Origin of the sequence: Jannaschia pohangensis (assembly GCF_900113875.1) — a bacterium.
Taxonomy (GTDB): domain Bacteria; phylum Pseudomonadota; class Alphaproteobacteria; order Rhodobacterales; family Rhodobacteraceae; genus Jannaschia; species Jannaschia pohangensis.
The window spans coordinates 32,160-50,254 of record NZ_FORA01000003.1; the positions used below are offsets into that span (position 1 = coordinate 32,160).

Consider the following 18,095-nt stretch of genomic DNA (forward strand, 5'->3'; position numbering starts at 1 on the left):
CACCAGAACAAGGCCGCGCCCCCGGGTGCGGCTTTTTTCGTCCTGTCCGGGTGTGGTCTTCCCCTTCGGACCAGATCGGGCCAGTCTTCACCATGACCGAAGACCTTGAACGTGACGGCTACCTCTGGCTGCGCGATGCCGTTCCGCAGGCCGAGCTTGCCGACCTTCGCGCCCTGGCACAGACCGACAGCAGACCCGGCGCGCGGGTGCCCGTCGGCGCGCCGCTGTTTCGGCAGGTGGTCTCTGGCGATTGGCTCGGGCCTGTCATGGCGTCACGCCCCGATCTGCGCCCCGTCAGATTGGTGAGCTTCGCCAAGGGCGAGGCGTCGAACTGGAGTGTCCCCTGGCATCAGGATCGCGTGATCGCCGTGGCGGAACGCGACGATGCGGCCCCGGTCACGAACTGGTCGCGCAAAGACGGCATCTGGCACTGTGAACCCGATGTGGGCACCCTGTCGGCGATGCTCTTCGTCCGGCTGCATCTGAATTGCCACACGGCAGAGAACGGGGCGATGGAGATTGCAGTCGGCAGTCATCGCCAAGGCCCGATCGCCGGGCAGGAGGCGGAGGCACAGGCGGCGCTCCACCCGCGTCACGTCTGCACGGCAGAGCCGGGCGACATCCTCGTCATGTCCATGCTTTTGCTGCACAGGTCCGGGACGGCCCGGACGCCCGCTCCGCGCGGCGTCCTGCGGATCGACTATGCCGATACGCCGCCCCCGCCGCCGCTCTGCTGGCAAACCGACTGACGCCGCCTCGGGCGTCAGGAGATCGTCGCACGGATCAACCTTTGGCCACGCGGCAGGCGCAGATCGCGGATCGCCATATCGAACCCCGCTTCCGCCACGACGCGCGACAGACCGGCCCGGGTCACGTGATAGGGGGGACGCGCCGCATGGGTCACGACGCCGTCATCCTGCCGGTGTGGCCCATGCCCCTCGGGCCCAAAGAACACGGTGAAAAGAAAGGCCTGCACCCCCGGGAACCGGGCGCGCGCATTCGCCAGCGCAACTGCCAGAAACGCCGTCGGCAAATGCGTGAAGACCGCGAAGGCCAGGATGAAATCGATATCCTGGGGCACCCCGGGAAAGGCGAATTCGGTATCCTCGATCAGGTAATCCTCGGGCAGGCGCTCCGGCTCCGCCATCTCGGTCGCCCTTCCGCGCAGCATCAGCGCCCGGCTGGCATCCGTCGCCCAATAGTTGCCGGGCGCAAGCCATGGCACCGCACGACAGCCAAGGCGCAGCGACCCCGCGCCCACGTCCAGCAGCCGGTGATGCGGGCGCAGCCCCTCGGCCTGCAACAGCGCCATCTGCGCGCGGCCCGTCTCGTCCCACCGGCCGCCCACGATATCGCGGTGACGCCCCTCGGCCAGTGCCCGGTCATAGAAACCGGGCACCAGATAGGGTGACGCGGGCGGCATCCGGCTCAGGCGGAGGGGTCTTTCGTCATCCGCAGATAGGGGAAATGCGTCGTGAACTCGCCGAACTTCGCCTTGGCATCCGCGTCCGACACCGTCGCCGGAATGACCACATCGCGCCCGCGCTCCCAATTGGCGGGCATCGCCACGCCATGCTTGGACGCGGCCTGCAACGCATCGACCGCGCGCAGCACCTCGGCAAAGTTGCGGCCCACGTTCATCGGATAGGTCATCGACAGCTTCAGCTGCTTGTCCGGCCCGATGATGAACACCGACCGCACCGTCGCCGTGTCGTTCGGCGTGCGCCCGTCAGGCAGATAGGCATCGGCGGGCAGCATGTCGTAGGCCTTCGATACTTCCAGCTTTTCGTCCGCGATGATCGGGAAGGTCGCCTCGGCCCCAGCGAACTTGCCGATGTCACCCTTCCATTTGCGATGGTCCTCGACCCCGTCGACCGAGATGCCTATGACCTTGACGCCGCGGGCGGCCCATTCATCGGCCAGCTGCGCGACGGCGCCGAATTCGGTAGTGCAGACGGGGGTGAAATCCTTGGGGTGGCTGAACAGGATGGCCCAGTGATCGCCGATCCAGTCATGGAACTTGATCGGACCTTCACTGGTCTCGGCTTCGAAGTCAGGAACGACTTGGTTGATGCGCAGGCTCATGGCGATCTCCGGGATCAGAATCGAAAAGGATTGCGCGCTGACCCTAGGCCCCGGACACCGCAGAGGGAAGCGCCGCGACGACGGCGGCACAACCCCGGCGCAAAGCGGCGATGTCCGCCCCGCCACGCACCAGGCTCCGCAGGCCGACATAATGGATGAGGAGCATCTCTGCCGTATCCCGGTCCCCCGTCGCCTGCTCAAAGCCGTCTCGCATGCGGGCCAGCATCGCTTGCACGACCACGCCGATCTGCCGGTCGCTTGCCGCCGGTCCGGACGCCGCGGCGCACAGAAGGCAGCCGCGCCGGTCGCCGTCGTCCGCCATGCCAAGCACCACCTCGAACAGTGCCGCCACCCGCGCAGGTCCGGGACGCGACGGATCCGACAAGATGTTCACGGCTGCCGTGACCGCCTCCCTGTCGTAGCGGTCGAGGATGGCGAGGAAGAGGGTCTTCTTGTCGCCGAACGCCTTGTAGAGCGAACCCCGCGTGATCCCCATTCCATCCAGAAGGTCCGGCAGGGCGGCCCCGGCATAGCCATGCTCCCAAAAGACATCCATCGCCCCTGCGAGCGCCTTGTCCGTATCGAATTCCCGAGGTCTGGCCATGTCCGGAGTGTAGCCGCGCCCAGTTTGGAACTCAATGGTCCATAATCACGGCAACGTGTTTTGAACCATTCGGTTCCTAATTGTAGGGAAGCTTCATACCCACCCTGATCCAAGGACAAGACCCATGAACATCAACTTCCCCACATCCTTTGCCATCGGCATCTCCGTAGCCTTCGTCGCCGCTGCCGCCCTGCTGCCAGCGCAGGCCCATGCCGATGAAAGCGGCACCTTCACCGGGGCCAGCGACCACGTCACGACGGGCGGGGTGTCGATCGTCAAGACACCGGCAGGCGGCACGCTGCTGGTGCTGGACGCCGATTTCAGCCTCGACGGTGCGCCAGACCCCCGCGTGATCCTGGGCCGCGACGGTGCCCCCGTCGATGCCGCCGACCTGGGTGCGCTCACCAATCTGAACGGGTTGCAGGCCTATGTGGTGCCCGCCACGCTCGACCTTTCGACGCTCGATGAAGTCTATATCTGGTGCGAAGAATTCTCTGTGCCCCTCGGATTTGCCGACCTGAACTGAGGAGATATCCGATGCGTCTGTTCTCCCGGGCTCTCCGCGAAAGCAAGGACGCGCCCATGGCGCACTGCTGACCCTTGCACGCTTGCAACGTGCCGTCCCGTCATCGGGGCGGCACGTTCGCGCCTACCACATCCGGTCCTGCGCCCGCTCGACGTAATTGGCGTCATAGTCCGCCGCATCCGCGCCATCGAACCCGGCCTCCTGTTCGGCGCGGAACTGGCCCGGTGTCGGAAGACCCGCACTCTGGTCGCCCATCGTCCAAAGGGCCGACCGGAGCAGCGCCTTGGCGCATTGGAAATAGACTTCGCCCCCCGTCGTCACGATCACCGTCTTCGGGTGTCGCCCCTTTTGCGCGAAGCTGCCGCAGATTTCCGGATCGGCCGTCAGCACCGAATGCCCGTTCACGCGAACGACCGACGTGCTGCCCGCCACCATGAACATGTGACTGCTGCGCCCGTCGCGCACGATGTTGCGCAGCGAATCGAGACGGTTGTTCCCCCGCCAATCCGGCATCCAGAGCGTGCGGTCATCGACGATGCGCACCACCGGGCCATCGTCGCCGCGCGGGCTGGCATCCGGGCCCTCGGGGCCGACCGTGGCCAGCACGACGAAGCGCGACGCTTCGATCCAGCGACGATAGAGTGGCGTGATCCGCGTGGTGACCTTGGCCAGGGACGCGGGCACCGCCGCGTCGTAAAGCGCCTCCAGCGTCGCGATATCGTCTACGCTCTGCATCCGCATCTTCTCTCCAAGGTCATGGCCCCATTCAGAACGGACAGGGCACCTCCAGCCGCATGACCGTTCCTGTCACCGGATGCTCGAACTTCAGCCTCTCGGCGTGCAGCATCATGCGCGGGAAATCCTGCGCAGCGCCACTGGCATAGAACGGATCGCCCAGAATCGGATGGCCCATCGACTGCATGTGGACACGCAATTGATGCGACCGACCCGTGCGCGGCATGAGACGCATCCGCGTCGTCCCGTCTTCATGGGCCACGCGTTGCCAATCGGTCACCGACGGTTTGCCGCGTTCGTGGTTCACATGTTGCAGGGGCCGGTTCTCCCAATCGACGATCAGGGGAAGGTCGATGGTGCCCGACGTCTCAGCCACTTCGCCCCAGACCCGCGCGATGTAGCGCTTCTTGACGCGCTTGACCTCGAACATGCGGCCCATGTTGCGCTGTGCTTCCTTGGTCAGGGCAAAGATCATGATGCCGGATGTATCGCGGTCCAGCCGGTGACAGAGGAGGACTTCGGGCCAATCCACCGCCAGCCGCGCAATCAGGCAATCGGCCAGATGCTCGCCCCGCCCCGGCACCGACAAGAGCCCCTCGGGCTTGTCCACCACCAGCAGGTGATCGTCCCGGTGGATCACGGGGATCGGGCCGGTCGGCGGGTCATAGGGCGTGCTCGGGCCAGTCATGGGCGGGGCATATCCGACGCGCCCGGGCCGCACCAGTGCCCCGGCAGGCGTCAGACGGACCGGATCAACACTCCGAACCCGAAGGCGATACCCAAAAGGCCGAAGGTCAGCCCTAGCCACACCCACCGACGAAACCGCGTCTCGGGATCACGCATGTAGCTCTGGACGGCCGACACCTGCGCCCCGGTGCCCGGGATCGCATCACCCCCCGACCGCGCTCGCCGAAGAATGGCCCACAGAATGCCGACGGACGCAACGACCCATCCCGCAAAGAACAGACTTTGCGCCATCAGGATCGTGACGATCAGCGGGGAAATTCCATCGTTGAACATGACGGGCAGACGACCACGGTCCCCTGCCCGCCGTCAAGTTCAGGCCAGATAGACCCGGAACCAGCCGATGGTCTTCTCCCACGCCGCCTCTGCCGTTTCGGCGTCATAGCGCGGGGTCGTGTCGTTGTGGAAGCCGTGGTTCACATCCGGCCAGATCAGCGCCTCATAGATCTTGTCGTTGGCTTCCAGCGCCTTCTGCATCTCGGCCCAACCGGCGTTGATGCGGCTGTCGAGCGCGGCATATTGGAACAGGAGCGGAGCCTCGATCTTCGGGACGTCCGCCGCCGCGGCCTGACGGCCATAGAACGGCACACCCGCCGCCAGTTCGGGATAGGCCACGGCCAGCGCATTCACCACGCCACCGCCATAGCAGAAGCCGGTCGCGCCGACCTTGCCGTTCGTGCCCTCCATCGCGGCCAGAAACTCGTAGCCCGCGAAGAAGTCGTTCATCAGCTTTTCGCCATCGACCTGCTGCTGCAGGGCGCGCCCTTCGTCGTCGTTGCCGGGATAGCCGCCGACCGACGTCAGACCATCGGGGGCCAGTGCGATGAAACCGGCCTTGGCCACCCGCCGCGCAACATCGCGGATATAGGGGTTCAGGCCCCGGTTCTCGTGCACGACCAGAACCGTTGCGGGCGGCGTCTCGGACGCGGCGGGGCGCACCAGGTATCCGTTGACGCTGCCGTGGCCGTTCGGGCTGTCATAGATGATATCCTCGCCCGTGATGTCGGCGTCGTCCTCGGCAACCTGTTGGGCCAGCGCGTAATTCGGGCTGAGCGTAGAGAGGATCGCAGCGGCGGTCAGCCCCCCGACCGCCCATTTCCCGGCGCGATCCAGAAACTCGCGCTTGGTGATCTTTCCGTGGGCATAGAAATCATAGAGATCGAGCAGGTCCGGATCGAAATCCTTTGCGGTCATGCGGGTCATGGCGACTCCCCCTATTGTTGACCTTGCGGAACCTAGACCGATCCCGGAACGTGGAAAGGGAACCGGATCGAATAACGGAGCGTATTCAAAGATGACATGCAAACCCCTCGCCGTTCTGGCCGCCGTCGCCATCCTTGCCGCTCCCCCCCTGACCGCTGAACAGGTGGGCGAAGTGGGCGTCGACTGGGTCGGCAATGACATCATCATCGATGCGATCGCCGATCCGAAGGTCGAAGGCGTGACCTGCCACATCGCCTATTTCGACCGGTCCCTGATCGACCGGCTGAGTCAGGGCAACTGGTTCGAGGATCCGTCCAATGCCTCCATCGCCTGTCGCCAGACCGGGCCGATCCGCATCGGTGACATCGACCGTTCCGAGGACGGAGAGGATGTGTTCCGCGAAAGCCGTTCGATCATCCTGAAATCCTTGCGGATCAAGCGCATCTTCGACGAGGCGAACCAGACACTGATCTACCTCGCCCATGCGCAGGAACTGACCGAAGGGTCGGCCAAGATGTCGATCTCGACCGTCCCGCTCTATGGCGCGCAGCTGGCCGACTAGATCCGCAGGAACTTTTGCGCGATGCGCGGCACCAATCCGGTGAACCGCAGCGGCGCATCGGTCACGACCAGACAGATGCAATCCTCGCCCAGATCGGCGACGGGCATGTGTTCGTCGCCTTCGGACGCCACTTCGACGTCGCCCCGCGCGAACCGCAGGTCACCGTCCAGATAGGCGCCTTGCAGAACCAGCGTGATCTCCGACCCGCCGTGGCCATGGTCGGGCATCGCCTGACCGGCGGGAATCGACAGAAGGCGCACCGTCCCGTCAGGGGACGAGTCGATGACGCATTGCTTCACGCCCATGCCGACCGATTTCCACCGGACCGCGTCCAGATCGCCGCCCACGGCATCGCGCAGGGGCCGGGGCAGCACCCAATCGCGCCGCGCCGTCTTGATGTCGGCATGGACGCTGTCTTCGGGGGCCGAGGCCGCAAGCCGCTCCAGCACATTGTTCAGAGCGCCGTCCGCGACAGGCATCGGCTCCGCATCTTCCAGCAGGGCGCCACCAAGGGCATCGAAGCCCGCAAGCCGCGCCCGCGCCTCGTCATCGAGCGAGACGGCCGTGGCCACGATCAGGTCCTGCGCCGCAGGAAGGCCGCCCGTGGCATATCCCATCAGCAGGTCATCGGTTATCGGATGTTGAACGTTCATGTCGTACCCCAATTTCAATCTTGCGGCAGGCGCGGCGTCTTTGGCCGTGTCTCTGCCTCCATCGCGTGGCGCAGCCGGTCTATGGCCAGGCGTATCCGCGACTTTATCGTTCCAAGTGGCAGCCCCGTCTCTGCCGCGATCTCGCTGTGGGTGACGTCACCGAAGTAGGCGCGTTCCAACAGTTTCCTCTGTTTGTCCGGCAGCTGCGCCACCGCTTCGGCCAGACGCCGTGTGTCTTCCTGCAAGGCCAGGGCATCGGCCTGTTCGGGTTCCGGCTCGGGTCCCCAGGGCAGGTCTTCCGGCTCGGGCCTGCGGGCCTTGCGGATCATGTCGATCTTGCGATTGCGCGCGATCGTGAAGACCCAGGTCGTCACCGTAGCGCGCGCCGGATCGTACATGTGCGCCTTGCGCCACAGCGTCACCATGACGTCCTGCATGCAATCCTCAGCCATCGCAGGCGACAGCCCGGTCCGCATCAGGAAGCCCTTGATGCGTGGCGCGAATTGTCGAAACAACGCCTCGAACGCATGTTTGTCGCGTTCCTGACCCACGGCGACAAGCTGCCGTGACCAATAGGCGTCGTCCGTTGTTTGGAACGGCACGAATATCTCCGGTTCTGGTCCTTTGGTGGAACCGATCTGTTGCATCTGTTCCTCTGACCACCTTTACCCTGTTCCGGACCGCGCCGGAAATCCCTTGCTTTGATGGTCATTACGCCCCGCTGCGGCGACTGGATCACTTTCGCATCCGGGGCTTTTCAGGCTAGTGCTGATGGATGCCGCGTGATCCGACCCAGCCGCGGCAACGTAAGACCAATGAGCAGCCAAAAGATCGGACCGATTCCAAGTGCCTTTTGAGACCCAGATCCAGCCCGCCCGCCGTATCGCCATCGTCGGGGGGGGCATCAGCGGCATGGCCGCCGCCCAGGCGCTGTCCCACACCCACGTGGTCACCCTGATCGAGGCCGAGCCGCGTTTGGGCGGCCATGCGCGCACCATTCTGGCGGGAAAGCGCGGAGATCAACCCGTCGATACCGGCTTCATCGTCTACAACAAGGTAAACTATCCCAATCTCGTCCGCCTCTTCGAAGAGCTGGACGTGCCGGTTGCCGACTCCGACATGTCCTTTGCCGCCTCGATCGATGGCGGACGGATCGAATATTCGCTCCAGACCGTCGACACCCTCTTTGCGCAGCGCCGCAACCTGTTGTCGCCGCGCTATCTTGGGATGGTCCGCGACATCCTGAAGTTCAACGCCCGCGCCGCCGATGCCGCGAATGATCCGACCCTGCCGCTGCGCACGTTCCTCGACCATCTTGGGGTCGGGCAAACCTTCCGCGACTGGTATCTGGGGCCGATCTCGGGCGCGATCTGGTCCACGCCAAGCCAGGACGTGATGGATTTCCCGGCGCAGGCGATGATGCGCTTTTTCAAGAACCACGCCCTGCTAAGCCACACCGGCCAGCACGACTGGTACACCGTTCGGGGCGGGTCCATCGAATACGTGTCCCGCCTTCAGGCGCAACTTGCCAAGCGCGGCGTCGACATCCGCACCGGCGCGCCGGTTCAGGGCATCCGCCGGACCCCGTCGGGCGTCGACATCAAGCTGAACGGCGCGGAATGGGAGGGGTTCGACGATGTCATTCTGGCGACCCACTCCGACGACAGCCTGTCGATGCTGACCGATGCCACCCCGCAAGAGACGGAACTGCTGTCACGCATCCGCTATCAGGACAATGCCGCCGTGCTTCATGCCGACGCCTCGGTCATGCCAAAGCTGCGCAAGGTCTGGTCGTCGTGGAACTATGCCGAACAGGCCGCGCGCCCGGACCGCATCGGCCTGACCTACTGGATGAACCGGCTTCAGCCGATCCCGCAGGACGACCCCCTGTTTTCGACCCTGAACCCGCAGCAACCGATCCGCGAAGAGCTGATCTTCGACCAGAACACCTTCCGTCATCCGGTCTATGACCTGTCGATGATGGAGGCAGTCGAAGGCATTCGCCTGCGCAACGGAACCGCCAACACCTGGTTCTGCGGGGCCTGGATGCGCAACGGGTTCCACGAGGATGGCTTTGCCTCGGCGCTCGAGGTGGTCGATGGCATGGCCGCACGGCGCTCCGTTCCCATGGCGGCGGAGTGACCGGCATCGCCGAACATATCCGCGGCACGACGTTTCATGGACGGCAGGCGGAAGGCGTGGAGAACGCCTTTCGCTATGGCATCGACTACGTCCTGATCGACCCCGACGATACCGGCGCCCTGCCACGTCTCTTTTCGCGCAATCGCTTCAATCTGGCCTCCCTGCGCGACCGCGACCACGGTGGGCCGCCCGGGCAAGGCACGGGCGCCCCCTGGGTGCGGCAGGTCCTGGCCGAGGCCTTGCCCGATTTCACGCCCGCGCGCCTCCTGCTTCTGGCGCAGCCACGGGTTCTGGGCCATGTCTTCAACCCGGTCAGTTTTTGGCTGATCCACGACGTGGACGACGTGCTGCGCGTGGTGGTGGCCGAGGTCACGAACACCTACGGCGACCGCCATTCCTATCTCTGCCACACCGACGACCTGGCCCCCCTGACCCGCGAGACGACGGTCAGGGCGCAAAAGTTGATGCATGTCTCGCCGTTTCAGCCGGTTCAGGGCGACTATACATTCCGCTTCGACATCGACGACCGGCGGATCGGCATCTGGATCGACTACCGCATGGGCAACGGTCGGCTTCTGGCGACGCTGACGGGCCATCGCCAACCGCTCACCAGTCCGGGGCTGATCGGCGCGGCCCTGCGCCGCCCGTTCGGCGCGCGGCGGGTTCTGGCGCTGATCCATTGGCAGGCGCTCAAGCTCTGGTGGAAGGGTGCGTCCTTCCGCCCGCGCCCCACGCCGCCCGCAAAAGACATCTCACGATGAGCGCGACCCTCGACCTGCCCCGACCCGGCGGGCTTGCGCGCTATGCGGGTTTTGCGGCGATGCTGTCGGCGGCGGGGCTTCCGATCTATATCCACGCGCCCAAATTCTACGTCGACAGCTATGGCGTGACGCTGGCGCAGCTCGCGGTGGCGCTTTTCCTTTTGCGGCTGATCGACGTGGTGCAGGACCCGCTTCTGGGACGCCTGGCCGAGGTGACGCGCAATCACAGGGCCGCCATGACCTGGGCGGCCGGCGCGATCATGGCAGGGGCGATGGCCATGCTTTTCGCCGTACCACCCCTGTTGCCGCCGGTCTGGTGGTTCGCCCTGTCGCTCGCCGCGCTCTTCTCGGCGTTTTCGTTCCTGACGATCTGCTTTTACGCCCAGGGTGTGGCAAAGGCGACGCAGATGGGCGACGGCCACGTCCGCCTGGCCAGCTGGCGCGAAACCGGCGCGCTTCTGGGGGTCTGCCTTGCCGCGGCCCTGCCGACCGTGCTGGCGGGAACGGGGATGCCCTTCACTATCTATGCCGCGATCTTCGCGGGCGCGGTGCTTGTGGCGTTGGCCGTCATGACCCCCGAATGGGCAGCGCGGGGGCCCGCGCCCGAGGGCGGTCTGCGCCGGGTCCTCGGCGATCCGACGGCCCGCCGCCTGCTGCTGATCGCGCTGGTCAATGCCACGCCGGTGGCCGTCACCTCGACCCTGTTCCTGTTCTTCGTGGCCGACCGGCTGCAGGCTCCGGGGGCGGAAGGTCCGCTTTTGCTGCTGTTTTTCCTCTCGGCGGCGGTGGCTGCCCCTGTCTGGGGCCGCATCGCCGCAAAGGTCGGCACGGCCCGCGCCCTGATGTGCGGCATGGGACTGGCGATGGTGACCTTCGGCTTTGCCCTGCCGCTCGGGGCCGGGGATACCTGGGCCTTCGCACTGGTCTGCATCGGATCGGGCGCGGCACTCGGTGCGGATCTCACGTTGCTGCCCGCGATGTTCGCGCGGCGCATGGAAGTCATCGCCCCATCGGCTGCCGACGGCTTTGGACTCTGGTCATTCGTCAACAAGGCGACACTGGCCTTCGCAGCCATCGCATTGTTTCCGATCCTCGATGCCATGGGTTTTGTTCCGGGGGAACCGAACAACGGGGCAGCGCTTTGGTCCCTGACAGCGCTCTATGCGGGGCTTCCCCTCGCTCTGAAGGCGATTGCACTTTTCTTGATGGTCCGATTGGGCCGGGAGGTTTGACGATGGACGGCATGACGGCATTGGCACTGGGGATGGTCCTGACCATCGCGGCACTTTGGGTGCTGCGCCAGTATGCGCAGTTTCCGTCCCAGAAGGCGTCGGAATATGCAGACAACCTCCCGCTCATCGACCTCAAGGCGCATCTCGACGGAAAGCTGGCTTGCGACGGAATGATCTTCGGCCCGACCGGGCGGGTGACGTCGCGGTTCCGGGCGATCATGAATACGACCTGGGACGGGCCCAAGGGCGTGATGGACGAACACTTCATCTATGACGACGGCAGCACCCAGGACCGGCAATGGCGCCTGACCGTGGCCGATGACGGATCCGTCCGGGCCGAAGCTGACGACGTGATCGGCGCGGGCCGGGGCCGGATGGCGGGCAACGCCTTCGGGATGCGGTACCGCATCCGGCTGCCGGAAAAGAGCGGCGGGCACGTTCTGGACGCCGTCGACTGGATGTACCTGCAAGAGGACGGGACGATCCTCAACCGCAGCCAATTCACCAAGTTCGGCGTGAAGGTGGCGGAGCTTTTCGCGACCATCCGCCCGATCGAACCCACATCGGAGAAGACAGATGCGTGACTGGACCGGCAAGACCTATTGGCTGATCGGGGCGTCCGACGGACTGGGCGCGGCGCTGGCGGCCAAGCTGTCGGCGGCGGGGGCCGAAGTCGTGCTGTCGGCCCGCTCCGAAGACAAGCTGGCCGAGGTCGCCGCAGGCCTGCCAGGACGGTCCCGGGTGATACCCTGCGATGTCTCCGATCGCGCAAGTGTCGAGGCGGCAGCAAGGGAAATCGGGCATGTGGACGGCATGGTTTTCCTCGCCGGGGTCTATTGGCCGCAGAAGGCGCAGGATTGGGACGCCGAACAGGTCGAGGCGATGCTCGACATCAACATGACGGGCGCGGCGCGTGCCGTGGGCGCCGTGATCGGCGACATGGTAAAGCGCGACGCGGGCCACATCGTCCTGACCGGGTCGCTGTCGGGGTTCCGCGGCCTGCCGGGGGCCACGGGCTACGGCGCGTCGAAGGCCGGTGTCATGTGGCTGGCCGAGGGGATGCATGCCGACCTGCGCCACACCGGCGTGCAGATCCAGGTCGCCAACCCCGGGTTCATCAAGACCCGGCTGACCGACAAGAACGACTTCGACATGCCGTTTCTCATGACGCCCGAGGAAGCCGCGCAGCACATGTTCGAGCTGATGAACGGGGACGACTTCAAGAAGAGTTTCCCGACCGTGTTTTCCTGGCTGTTCCGGGGCGGTCAGTTCCTGCCCGACTGGCTCTGGTATGGATTGTTCGCCCGCAAGTGAGGGGTTGCGCCGCCTCGCGGGCGTCGCGCCGGGCGGGGGCCAGCCCCCGCACCCCCGGGATATTTTAGCCGAGAAGAAAGGGCTTTGATCCGTTTCGGGGCGGCGCGTGGCCTTTTGGAAACGCGGCTTGTCGTTTCCCACACGCTGGCTGTCGTGCATGGGCTTTCGACCGGGGCGGACGTGTCCTAGCCTTCCCCTGCGAGGGGGGCCAATCATGTCCGAACAGATCATCTTCACGCTCGATGGCAAGCAGGTCATCGCGCAGCCCGGCCAGACCATCTGGGAGGTGGCGAACGGGCGTGGCCTGGTCATCCCTCATCTGTGTCACAAACCCGCGCCCGGGTATCGGCCCGATGGCAACTGCCGCGCCTGCATGGTGGAGATCGCGGGAGAGCGGGTTCTGGCCGCCTCCTGCATCCGCGAACCCGCCGAAGGGATGGTGGTGACGACCGACAGCGCGCGGGCCAAGTCGGCGCGCAAGATGGTGGTCGAGATGCTGCTGGCCGATCAGCCGGAGCGCGATGCGGCCCACGACCGCTCGTCGCACCTGTGGGCCATGGCCGATGCGAACGGCATGACGACAAGCCGCCTGCCGACGCTGGAGGTGGAGCGCATCCCCCTTCTGGACGACAGCCATGTCGCCATGAAGGTAAACCTTGATGCCTGCATCCAATGCGGCCTGTGCGTGCGCGCCTGTCGCGAGGTGCAGGTCAATGACGTCATCGGCATGGCCGGGCGCGGGCACGACGCCTATCCGGTGTTCGATTTCGACGATCCCATGGGGGATTCGTCCTGCGTGGCCTGCGGCGAATGCGTGCAGGCCTGTCCGACGGGCGCGCTGATGCCCGCCACCATGGTGAACGCGGATCAGGTCGGCGACAGCAAGGATTTCGACGAAGAGGTAAAGTCGATCTGCCCGTTCTGCGGCGTCGGCTGCCAGGTGTCGCTGAAGGTCAAGGGCGACAGGATCGTCAAGGTGGACGGCATCAACGGCCCTGCCAACGAAGGACGGCTCTGCGTCAAGGGGCGGTTCGGTTTCGACTATATCCACCACCCGCACCGCATCACCAAGCCGATGATCCGCCGCCGGGACGCGCCCGAGAAGGGCCTGAATGTCGATCCAGGCAATCCCTGGACGCACTTCCGCGAGGCGACCTGGGACGAGGCGCTGGACGTGGCGGCAAATGGTTTGGTCGACCTGCGGTCGCTCTATGGCGGCAAGTCGGTCGCGGGGTTCGGCAGTGCGAAATGCACCAACGAGGAAGCCTATCTTTTCCAGAAGCTGATCCGACAGGGGTTCGGCCACAACAACGTCGATCATTGCACCCGGCTTTGCCACGCGTCCTCGGTTGCGGCGCTGATGGAGAACGTCGGGTCGGGGGCCGTCACGGCCAGCTTCAACGAGATCGAGAACGCCGATCTGGCCATCGTCATCGGGGCCAACCCGACCGAGAACCACCCCGTCGCCGCGACCTTCTTCAAGCAGTTCACCAAACGCGGCGGCGAGCTCATCATCATGGACCCGCGCGGCACCGCGATGAAGCGGCACGCCAAGCACATGCTGCAATTCCGGCCGGGCACCGACGTGGCGCTGCTCAATGCGATCATGAACGTGATCGTGGAGGAGAAGCTCTACGACCGGCAGTACATCGAGGGCTTCACGGAAGGGTTCTTCGAGTTCCGCGACCACATCCGCGCCTTTACCCCCGACCGCATGGCCGAGCTGTGCGGGATCGATGCCGAGACGATCCGCGCTGTGGCCCGCGACTACGCCGGGGCCCAAAAGGCAATGATCTTCTGGGGCATGGGCGTCAGCCAGAGCATCCACGGCACCGACAACGCCCGTTGCCTGATTTCGCTGGCGCTGCTCTGCGGTCACATCGGGCGGCCCGGAACCGGGCTGCACCCGCTGCGTGGACAGAACAACGTGCAGGGGGCGTCGGACGCGGGCCTGATCCCGCATGTGATGCCGAACTATCAATCCGTCACGGACGTGGCCGTGCGTGACCTCTTCCGTCACATCTGGGACGGGACGGAGATCGACCCCACGCCGGGCCTGACGGTGGTGGAGATCATGGACCGGGTCTATCGCGGCGAGATCAAGGGGATGTTCATCCAGGGCGAAAACCCCGCGATGTCCGACCCGGATGTGGACCATGCGAGGAAGGCGCTCGCCAACCTTGATCATCTGGTGGTCCAGGACATCTTCGTCACCGAGACGGCGAATTTCGCCGACGTCATCCTGCCCGCCAGCGCCTTCCCCGAAAAGTCGGGCACGGTCACGAACACGAACCGGCAGGTGCAGATGGCGCGGCAGGCGCTCCAGCCGCCGGGCGAGGCGCGGGAGGATTGGCGTATCCTGATCGAGCTGGCGAACCGCATCGGGCTCGATTGGGATTACGACCACCCGCGCGAGGTGTTCAACGAGATGAAGATGTCGATGCGATCCTTGCATCACATCACCTGGAACCGGCTGGAGAGCGAGGGGGCGGTCGCCTACCCAAGCCTGTCGAACGAGGATCCGGGGCAAAGTGTCGTCTTCGGTGACGGCTTCCCCCGTCGTGCCGGTCGCGCGATGTTCACGCCCGCGCGCGTGACACCACCCGCCGAGATGCCGGACGAACGCTTCCCGATGATCCTGACCACGGGGCGGCAACTGGAGCATTGGCACACCGGGTCGATGACGCGGCGGTCCAAGGTGCTGGACGCGGTGGAGCCGGAGGCGAATTGCTCGCTCCACCCCTCGACCCTGCGCAAACTCGGCGTCGACGCCGGCGGCCATGTGCGCCTGACGACGCGGCGGGGCAGCGTGACGCTGATGGCGCGGGCGGATCGCGCAGTGGCCCCGGACATGGTGTTCCTGCCCTTCGCCTACGTCGAGGCGGCGGCAAACATCCTGACGAACCCGTCGCTCGACCCGTTCGGAAAGATCCCGGAGTTCAAGTTTTCGGCCGTAAAGGTCGAGGCAGCCGAGGCGGTAGCGGCGGAATGACGACAGAAAGGCCGGGCCGCCACATGGCGATCCGGCCTTTCGCTTTTCAGGTCCAGCGGGCCAACCTCAATTAACCCCTTGTCGGCGCTTGGCTATTCCGCCGCCAGCCGGGTGATCAACACGGTGACTTCGGGGCGTTTGCCGATCTCGTCCTGGGCGACCTTGCGGACGCCCTTGATGATCAGATCCTCGAGCTTTTCGTCATCCCCGGCGGTGCGAGTATCGATCCGGGCCAGTTGGCCGGCCAGATGCTCTTCCATCATCTCGGCCAGCGGGGCAGACCCGCGCACGACTTCGGGCAGGCCGCGAATGTCGACCCAGGTGTCTTCGAGGATGTCGTCGTCGTCATCGACCATCACCGCCACGACCACATGGCCATTGAGCGCCATGCGGATGCGGTCGCGCACCACGCCGTCGAACTGACCCACCAGGGCCGAGCCGTCGACATAGGTCCGCCCCGTCTCCACGTGGTCGACGATTTTCGGGGCATTGCCCGCCAGATCGACCATGGTGCCGTTGGGAACCACGAGACCGGTGCGGCCAAGCGACTCGGCCAGCTTGGCGTGTTCGCGCAGGTGACGGTGTTCGCCGTGCATCGGAATGACGACCTGCGGATTGACCAGCTTGTGGACCGTTTCCAGATCGGGCCGGTTGGCGTGGCCCGACACGTGATAGAGCCCGTCGTCCGCCGTCACCACATCCACGCCCATCTCGGACAGGTTGTTCATGATGTGCGCGACTTCCTTTTCGTTGCCCGGGATCGTCTTGGACGAGAAGAGGAAGGTGTCGCCCTCCTTCAGCTCCATTCCGAAATACTTGCCACGGGACAGCTGCGCCGATGCGGCGCGGCGCTCTCCCTGGCTGCCGGTGACGATCAGCATCAGGCTTTCGCGCGGGATGTCGGCGGCTTCCTCGGGCGAGACGGTCTTGGGGAAATCGGTCAGGATGCCCTCTTCGACGGCGGCTTCGGTCATGCGGCGCATGGCGCGGCCCATCAGGCAGATGGAGCGCCCCGACGCCACTCCGGCTTCGGCCAGCGAGCGCAGGCGCGCGACGTTGGAGGCAAAGGTCGTGGCGACGAACATGCCCTTGGCCGCCGCGACCAGCGGCTTGAGGTTCGGGGCAACTTCGGCTTCGGACCGGCCCGGGTGCTTGGAAAACACGTTGGTCGAATCGCAAACCAGCGCGCGAACGCCCGGCTTGGCCGCTTCGGCCCAGAGATCGGGGTCAAAGGGTTCGCCCACGATGGGCGAGGCGTCGATCTTGAAATCGCCGCTGTGGATGATCCGGCCCGCCGGGCAGTCGATCACGAGGGCGGCGCTTTCGGGGATGGAGTGCGAGACCGGCAGGAAGCCGACCTGGAAGGGGCCCGCGTCGATCATCGCCGGGAAGGGCGCGGCGGTGATGACGTTCTTCGGGTCCTGGCCCTTTTCCTGCAACTTGCGGCGCGCTAGGTTGGCGGTGAACTTGCGGGCATGGATCGGCTTCTGGATCTGGCCGAACAGATGGCCGGTGCCGCCCACGTGGTCTTCGTGACCGTGGGTAATGAACACGGCCTCGAGCCGGTCCAGACGCTGCAGCAGCCAAGCGATATCCGGCAGGATCACGTCGACCCCGGGGGTCGAGTCCATATCCGGGAAGGCAATGCCCAGATCGACGAGGATCAGGCGTTCCTTCCCCTCGGGCCCGTAGCCGTAGACATAGGCATTCATGCCGATTTCGCCTGCCCCGCCGAGGGGCATGTAGATAAGGCGGTTTCGTCCGCTCATGGATTTTCCTTATTGAATTGATGGATGACGGTCAGCCCGTGCATCGTCAGATCGTCTTCGATGGAATCGAACAGGTCATCTGCCTGTTGGAACAACGGCGCAAGCCCGCCGGTGGCAATGATTTTCATGGGGCGATCACGCTCGGCACGGATCCGGGACGTGATCTCCTTGATGAGGCCGACATAGCCCCAGAAGATGCCGGATTGCATGCAGGCAACGGTATTTGTGCCCACAACGCGCTGCGGCTGAGTGATATCGACATGCGGCAGGGCCGCGGCGGCCATGTGCAACGCCTCCAGCGACAGATTGACGCCGGGGGCGATGACGCCTCCGATATAGGCACCATCGGTGTCGGATACATCGAAGGTGGTCGCGGTTCCGAAATCGACCACGATCAGATCGCCGTGATGCCGGTCGAACCCGGCCACGGTGTTGACCAGCCGATCAGGCCCCACGGCCGTGCCCGCATCGACGCGCACCCCGATGGGCAGCTTCGTCTCGGGCTTGCCGACGACCAGGGGGCGGGTTTCGAAATAACGGTCACAGAGGACGCGCAGGTTGAAGACGACGCGCGGCACCGTGGACGAGATGATGCATTCGGTGATCGAGACATCCACGTTCTGAAGGTTCATCGTGGTGCGCAGCCAGGTGTAGTATTCGTCGGCCGTCGTCTGGTGATTGGTCGCGCGCCGCCAGGACGCCACGAAGGTCGCGCCGTCCCAGATGCCGAAGACCGTGTTGGTATTGCCGCAGTCGATGGTCAGAAGCATGGG

General features: G+C 65.2%; 20 protein-coding genes. 9 read left to right on the forward strand and 11 right to left on the reverse strand.

The genetic code is table 11. The features are described from left to right. The first annotated feature begins 92 nt into the window (after nt 1-92). Nucleotides 93-749 (forward strand): phytanoyl-CoA dioxygenase family protein, encoded by a 657-nt coding sequence (locus BM002_RS11150; RefSeq protein WP_092780728.1) that lies wholly within the window; start codon nt 93-95, stop codon nt 747-749. 14 nt (nt 750-763) lie between these two features. Here BM002_RS11150 and BM002_RS11155 read toward each other — a convergent pair whose 3' ends face one another. The 3 genes from BM002_RS11155 to BM002_RS11165 are packed head-to-tail and all read right to left on the reverse strand — an operon-like array spanning nt 764 to nt 2,689. Continuing rightward, the gene (locus tag BM002_RS11155; protein WP_092780731.1) at nt 764-1,423 is read right to left on the reverse strand and encodes a class I SAM-dependent methyltransferase; all 660 of its coding nucleotides are present in this window, start codon (nt 1,421-1,423) and stop codon (nt 764-766) included. A 5-nt stretch (nt 1,424-1,428) separates the two neighbouring features. Further along, nucleotides 1,429-2,085: a peroxiredoxin gene (locus tag BM002_RS11160; RefSeq protein ID WP_092780734.1), complete on the reverse strand. Its 657-nt coding sequence runs from the start codon at nt 2,083-2,085 to the stop codon at nt 1,429-1,431. 43 nt (nt 2,086-2,128) lie between these two features. Beyond that, entirely contained in the window at nt 2,129-2,689 is a 561-nt protein-coding gene (locus tag BM002_RS11165; RefSeq protein ID WP_092780737.1) for a TetR/AcrR family transcriptional regulator, read from the reverse strand. 124 nt (nt 2,690-2,813) lie between these two features. Between BM002_RS11165 and BM002_RS11170 the strand changes: the two genes are divergently transcribed. Further along, entirely contained in the window at nt 2,814-3,215 is a 402-nt protein-coding gene (locus BM002_RS11170) for a DM13 domain-containing protein (RefSeq protein ID WP_092780740.1), read from the forward strand. Nucleotides 3,216-3,338: 123 nt separating this feature from the next. Here BM002_RS11170 and BM002_RS11175 read toward each other — a convergent pair whose 3' ends face one another. The 4 genes from BM002_RS11175 to yghX are packed head-to-tail and all read right to left on the reverse strand — an operon-like array spanning nt 3,339 to nt 5,897. Further along, entirely contained in the window at nt 3,339-3,950 is a 612-nt protein-coding gene (locus BM002_RS11175) for an MSMEG_1061 family FMN-dependent PPOX-type flavoprotein (protein ID WP_092782118.1), read from the reverse strand. 31 nt (nt 3,951-3,981) lie between these two features. Beyond that, nucleotides 3,982-4,638: an RluA family pseudouridine synthase gene (locus BM002_RS11180; protein WP_092782121.1), complete on the reverse strand. Its 657-nt coding sequence runs from the start codon at nt 4,636-4,638 to the stop codon at nt 3,982-3,984. A gap of 50 nt (nt 4,639-4,688) precedes the next feature. After that, nucleotides 4,689-4,970, reverse strand: a complete 282-nt coding sequence (locus tag BM002_RS11185; RefSeq protein WP_092780743.1) for a hypothetical protein — start codon at nt 4,968-4,970, stop codon at nt 4,689-4,691. 39 nt (nt 4,971-5,009) lie between these two features. Further along, nucleotides 5,010-5,897, reverse strand: a complete 888-nt coding sequence (yghX, locus tag BM002_RS11190) for a YghX family hydrolase (RefSeq protein WP_092780746.1) — start codon at nt 5,895-5,897, stop codon at nt 5,010-5,012. 91 nt (nt 5,898-5,988) lie between these two features. Here yghX and BM002_RS11195 point away from each other — a divergent pair, with 91 nt between their 5' ends. Then, nucleotides 5,989-6,459, forward strand: coding sequence for a CreA family protein (locus BM002_RS11195; RefSeq protein WP_092780750.1), 471 nt, complete (start codon nt 5,989-5,991; stop codon nt 6,457-6,459). Here BM002_RS11195 and BM002_RS11200 read toward each other — a convergent pair. Further along, entirely contained in the window at nt 6,456-7,112 is a 657-nt protein-coding gene (locus BM002_RS11200; protein ID WP_092780754.1) for a ChrR family anti-sigma-E factor, read from the reverse strand. The two genes, BM002_RS11195 and BM002_RS11200, sit on opposite strands and share 4 nt — an antisense overlap. Nucleotides 7,113-7,126: 14 nt before the next feature. Beyond that, nucleotides 7,127-7,714 carry a sigma-70 family RNA polymerase sigma factor gene (locus BM002_RS11205; protein WP_281243829.1) on the reverse strand — a complete coding sequence of 196 codons (588 nt, stop codon included), beginning with the start codon at nt 7,712-7,714 and terminating at the stop codon, nt 7,127-7,129. A gap of 244 nt (nt 7,715-7,958) precedes the next feature. Here BM002_RS11205 and BM002_RS11210 point away from each other — a divergent pair, with 244 nt between their 5' ends. From BM002_RS11210 to fdhF, 6 genes are all read left to right on the forward strand, one after another. Beyond that, complete coding sequence (locus tag BM002_RS11210; RefSeq protein ID WP_092780760.1) at nt 7,959-9,254, forward strand: NAD(P)/FAD-dependent oxidoreductase; 1,296 nt, start codon at nt 7,959-7,961, stop codon at nt 9,252-9,254. Next, entirely contained in the window at nt 9,251-10,015 is a 765-nt protein-coding gene (locus BM002_RS11215; RefSeq protein WP_092780763.1) for a DUF1365 domain-containing protein, read from the forward strand. Before BM002_RS11210 ends, BM002_RS11215 begins: the two co-directional genes overlap by 4 nt. Next, on the forward strand, nt 10,012-11,247 hold the full coding sequence (locus tag BM002_RS11220; RefSeq protein WP_092780767.1) for an MFS transporter: 1,236 nt from the start codon (nt 10,012-10,014) through the stop codon (nt 11,245-11,247). Before BM002_RS11215 ends, BM002_RS11220 begins: the two co-directional genes overlap by 4 nt. A gap of 2 nt (nt 11,248-11,249) precedes the next feature. Further along, nucleotides 11,250-11,831, forward strand: coding sequence for a DUF3833 domain-containing protein (locus BM002_RS11225; RefSeq protein WP_092780770.1), 582 nt, complete (start codon nt 11,250-11,252; stop codon nt 11,829-11,831). Further along, entirely contained in the window at nt 11,824-12,561 is a 738-nt protein-coding gene (locus tag BM002_RS11230) for an SDR family NAD(P)-dependent oxidoreductase (RefSeq protein WP_092780773.1), read from the forward strand. The genes BM002_RS11225 and BM002_RS11230 overlap by 8 nt, the downstream gene beginning before the upstream one ends. A 214-nt stretch (nt 12,562-12,775) precedes the next feature. Beyond that, the gene (gene fdhF, locus BM002_RS11235; RefSeq protein ID WP_092780776.1) at nt 12,776-15,553 is read left to right on the forward strand and encodes a formate dehydrogenase subunit alpha; all 2,778 of its coding nucleotides are present in this window, start codon (nt 12,776-12,778) and stop codon (nt 15,551-15,553) included. Nucleotides 15,554-15,645: 92 nt separating this feature from the next. Here fdhF and BM002_RS11240 read toward each other — a convergent pair whose 3' ends face one another. After that, on the reverse strand, nt 15,646-17,322 hold the full coding sequence (locus BM002_RS11240; RefSeq protein ID WP_092780779.1) for a ribonuclease J: 1,677 nt from the start codon (nt 17,320-17,322) through the stop codon (nt 15,646-15,648). After that, nucleotides 17,319-18,092, reverse strand: a complete 774-nt coding sequence (locus BM002_RS11245) for a type III pantothenate kinase (protein WP_092780782.1) — start codon at nt 18,090-18,092, stop codon at nt 17,319-17,321. The genes BM002_RS11240 and BM002_RS11245 overlap by 4 nt, the downstream gene beginning before the upstream one ends. Between the last annotated feature and the right edge of the window lie 3 nt (nt 18,093-18,095).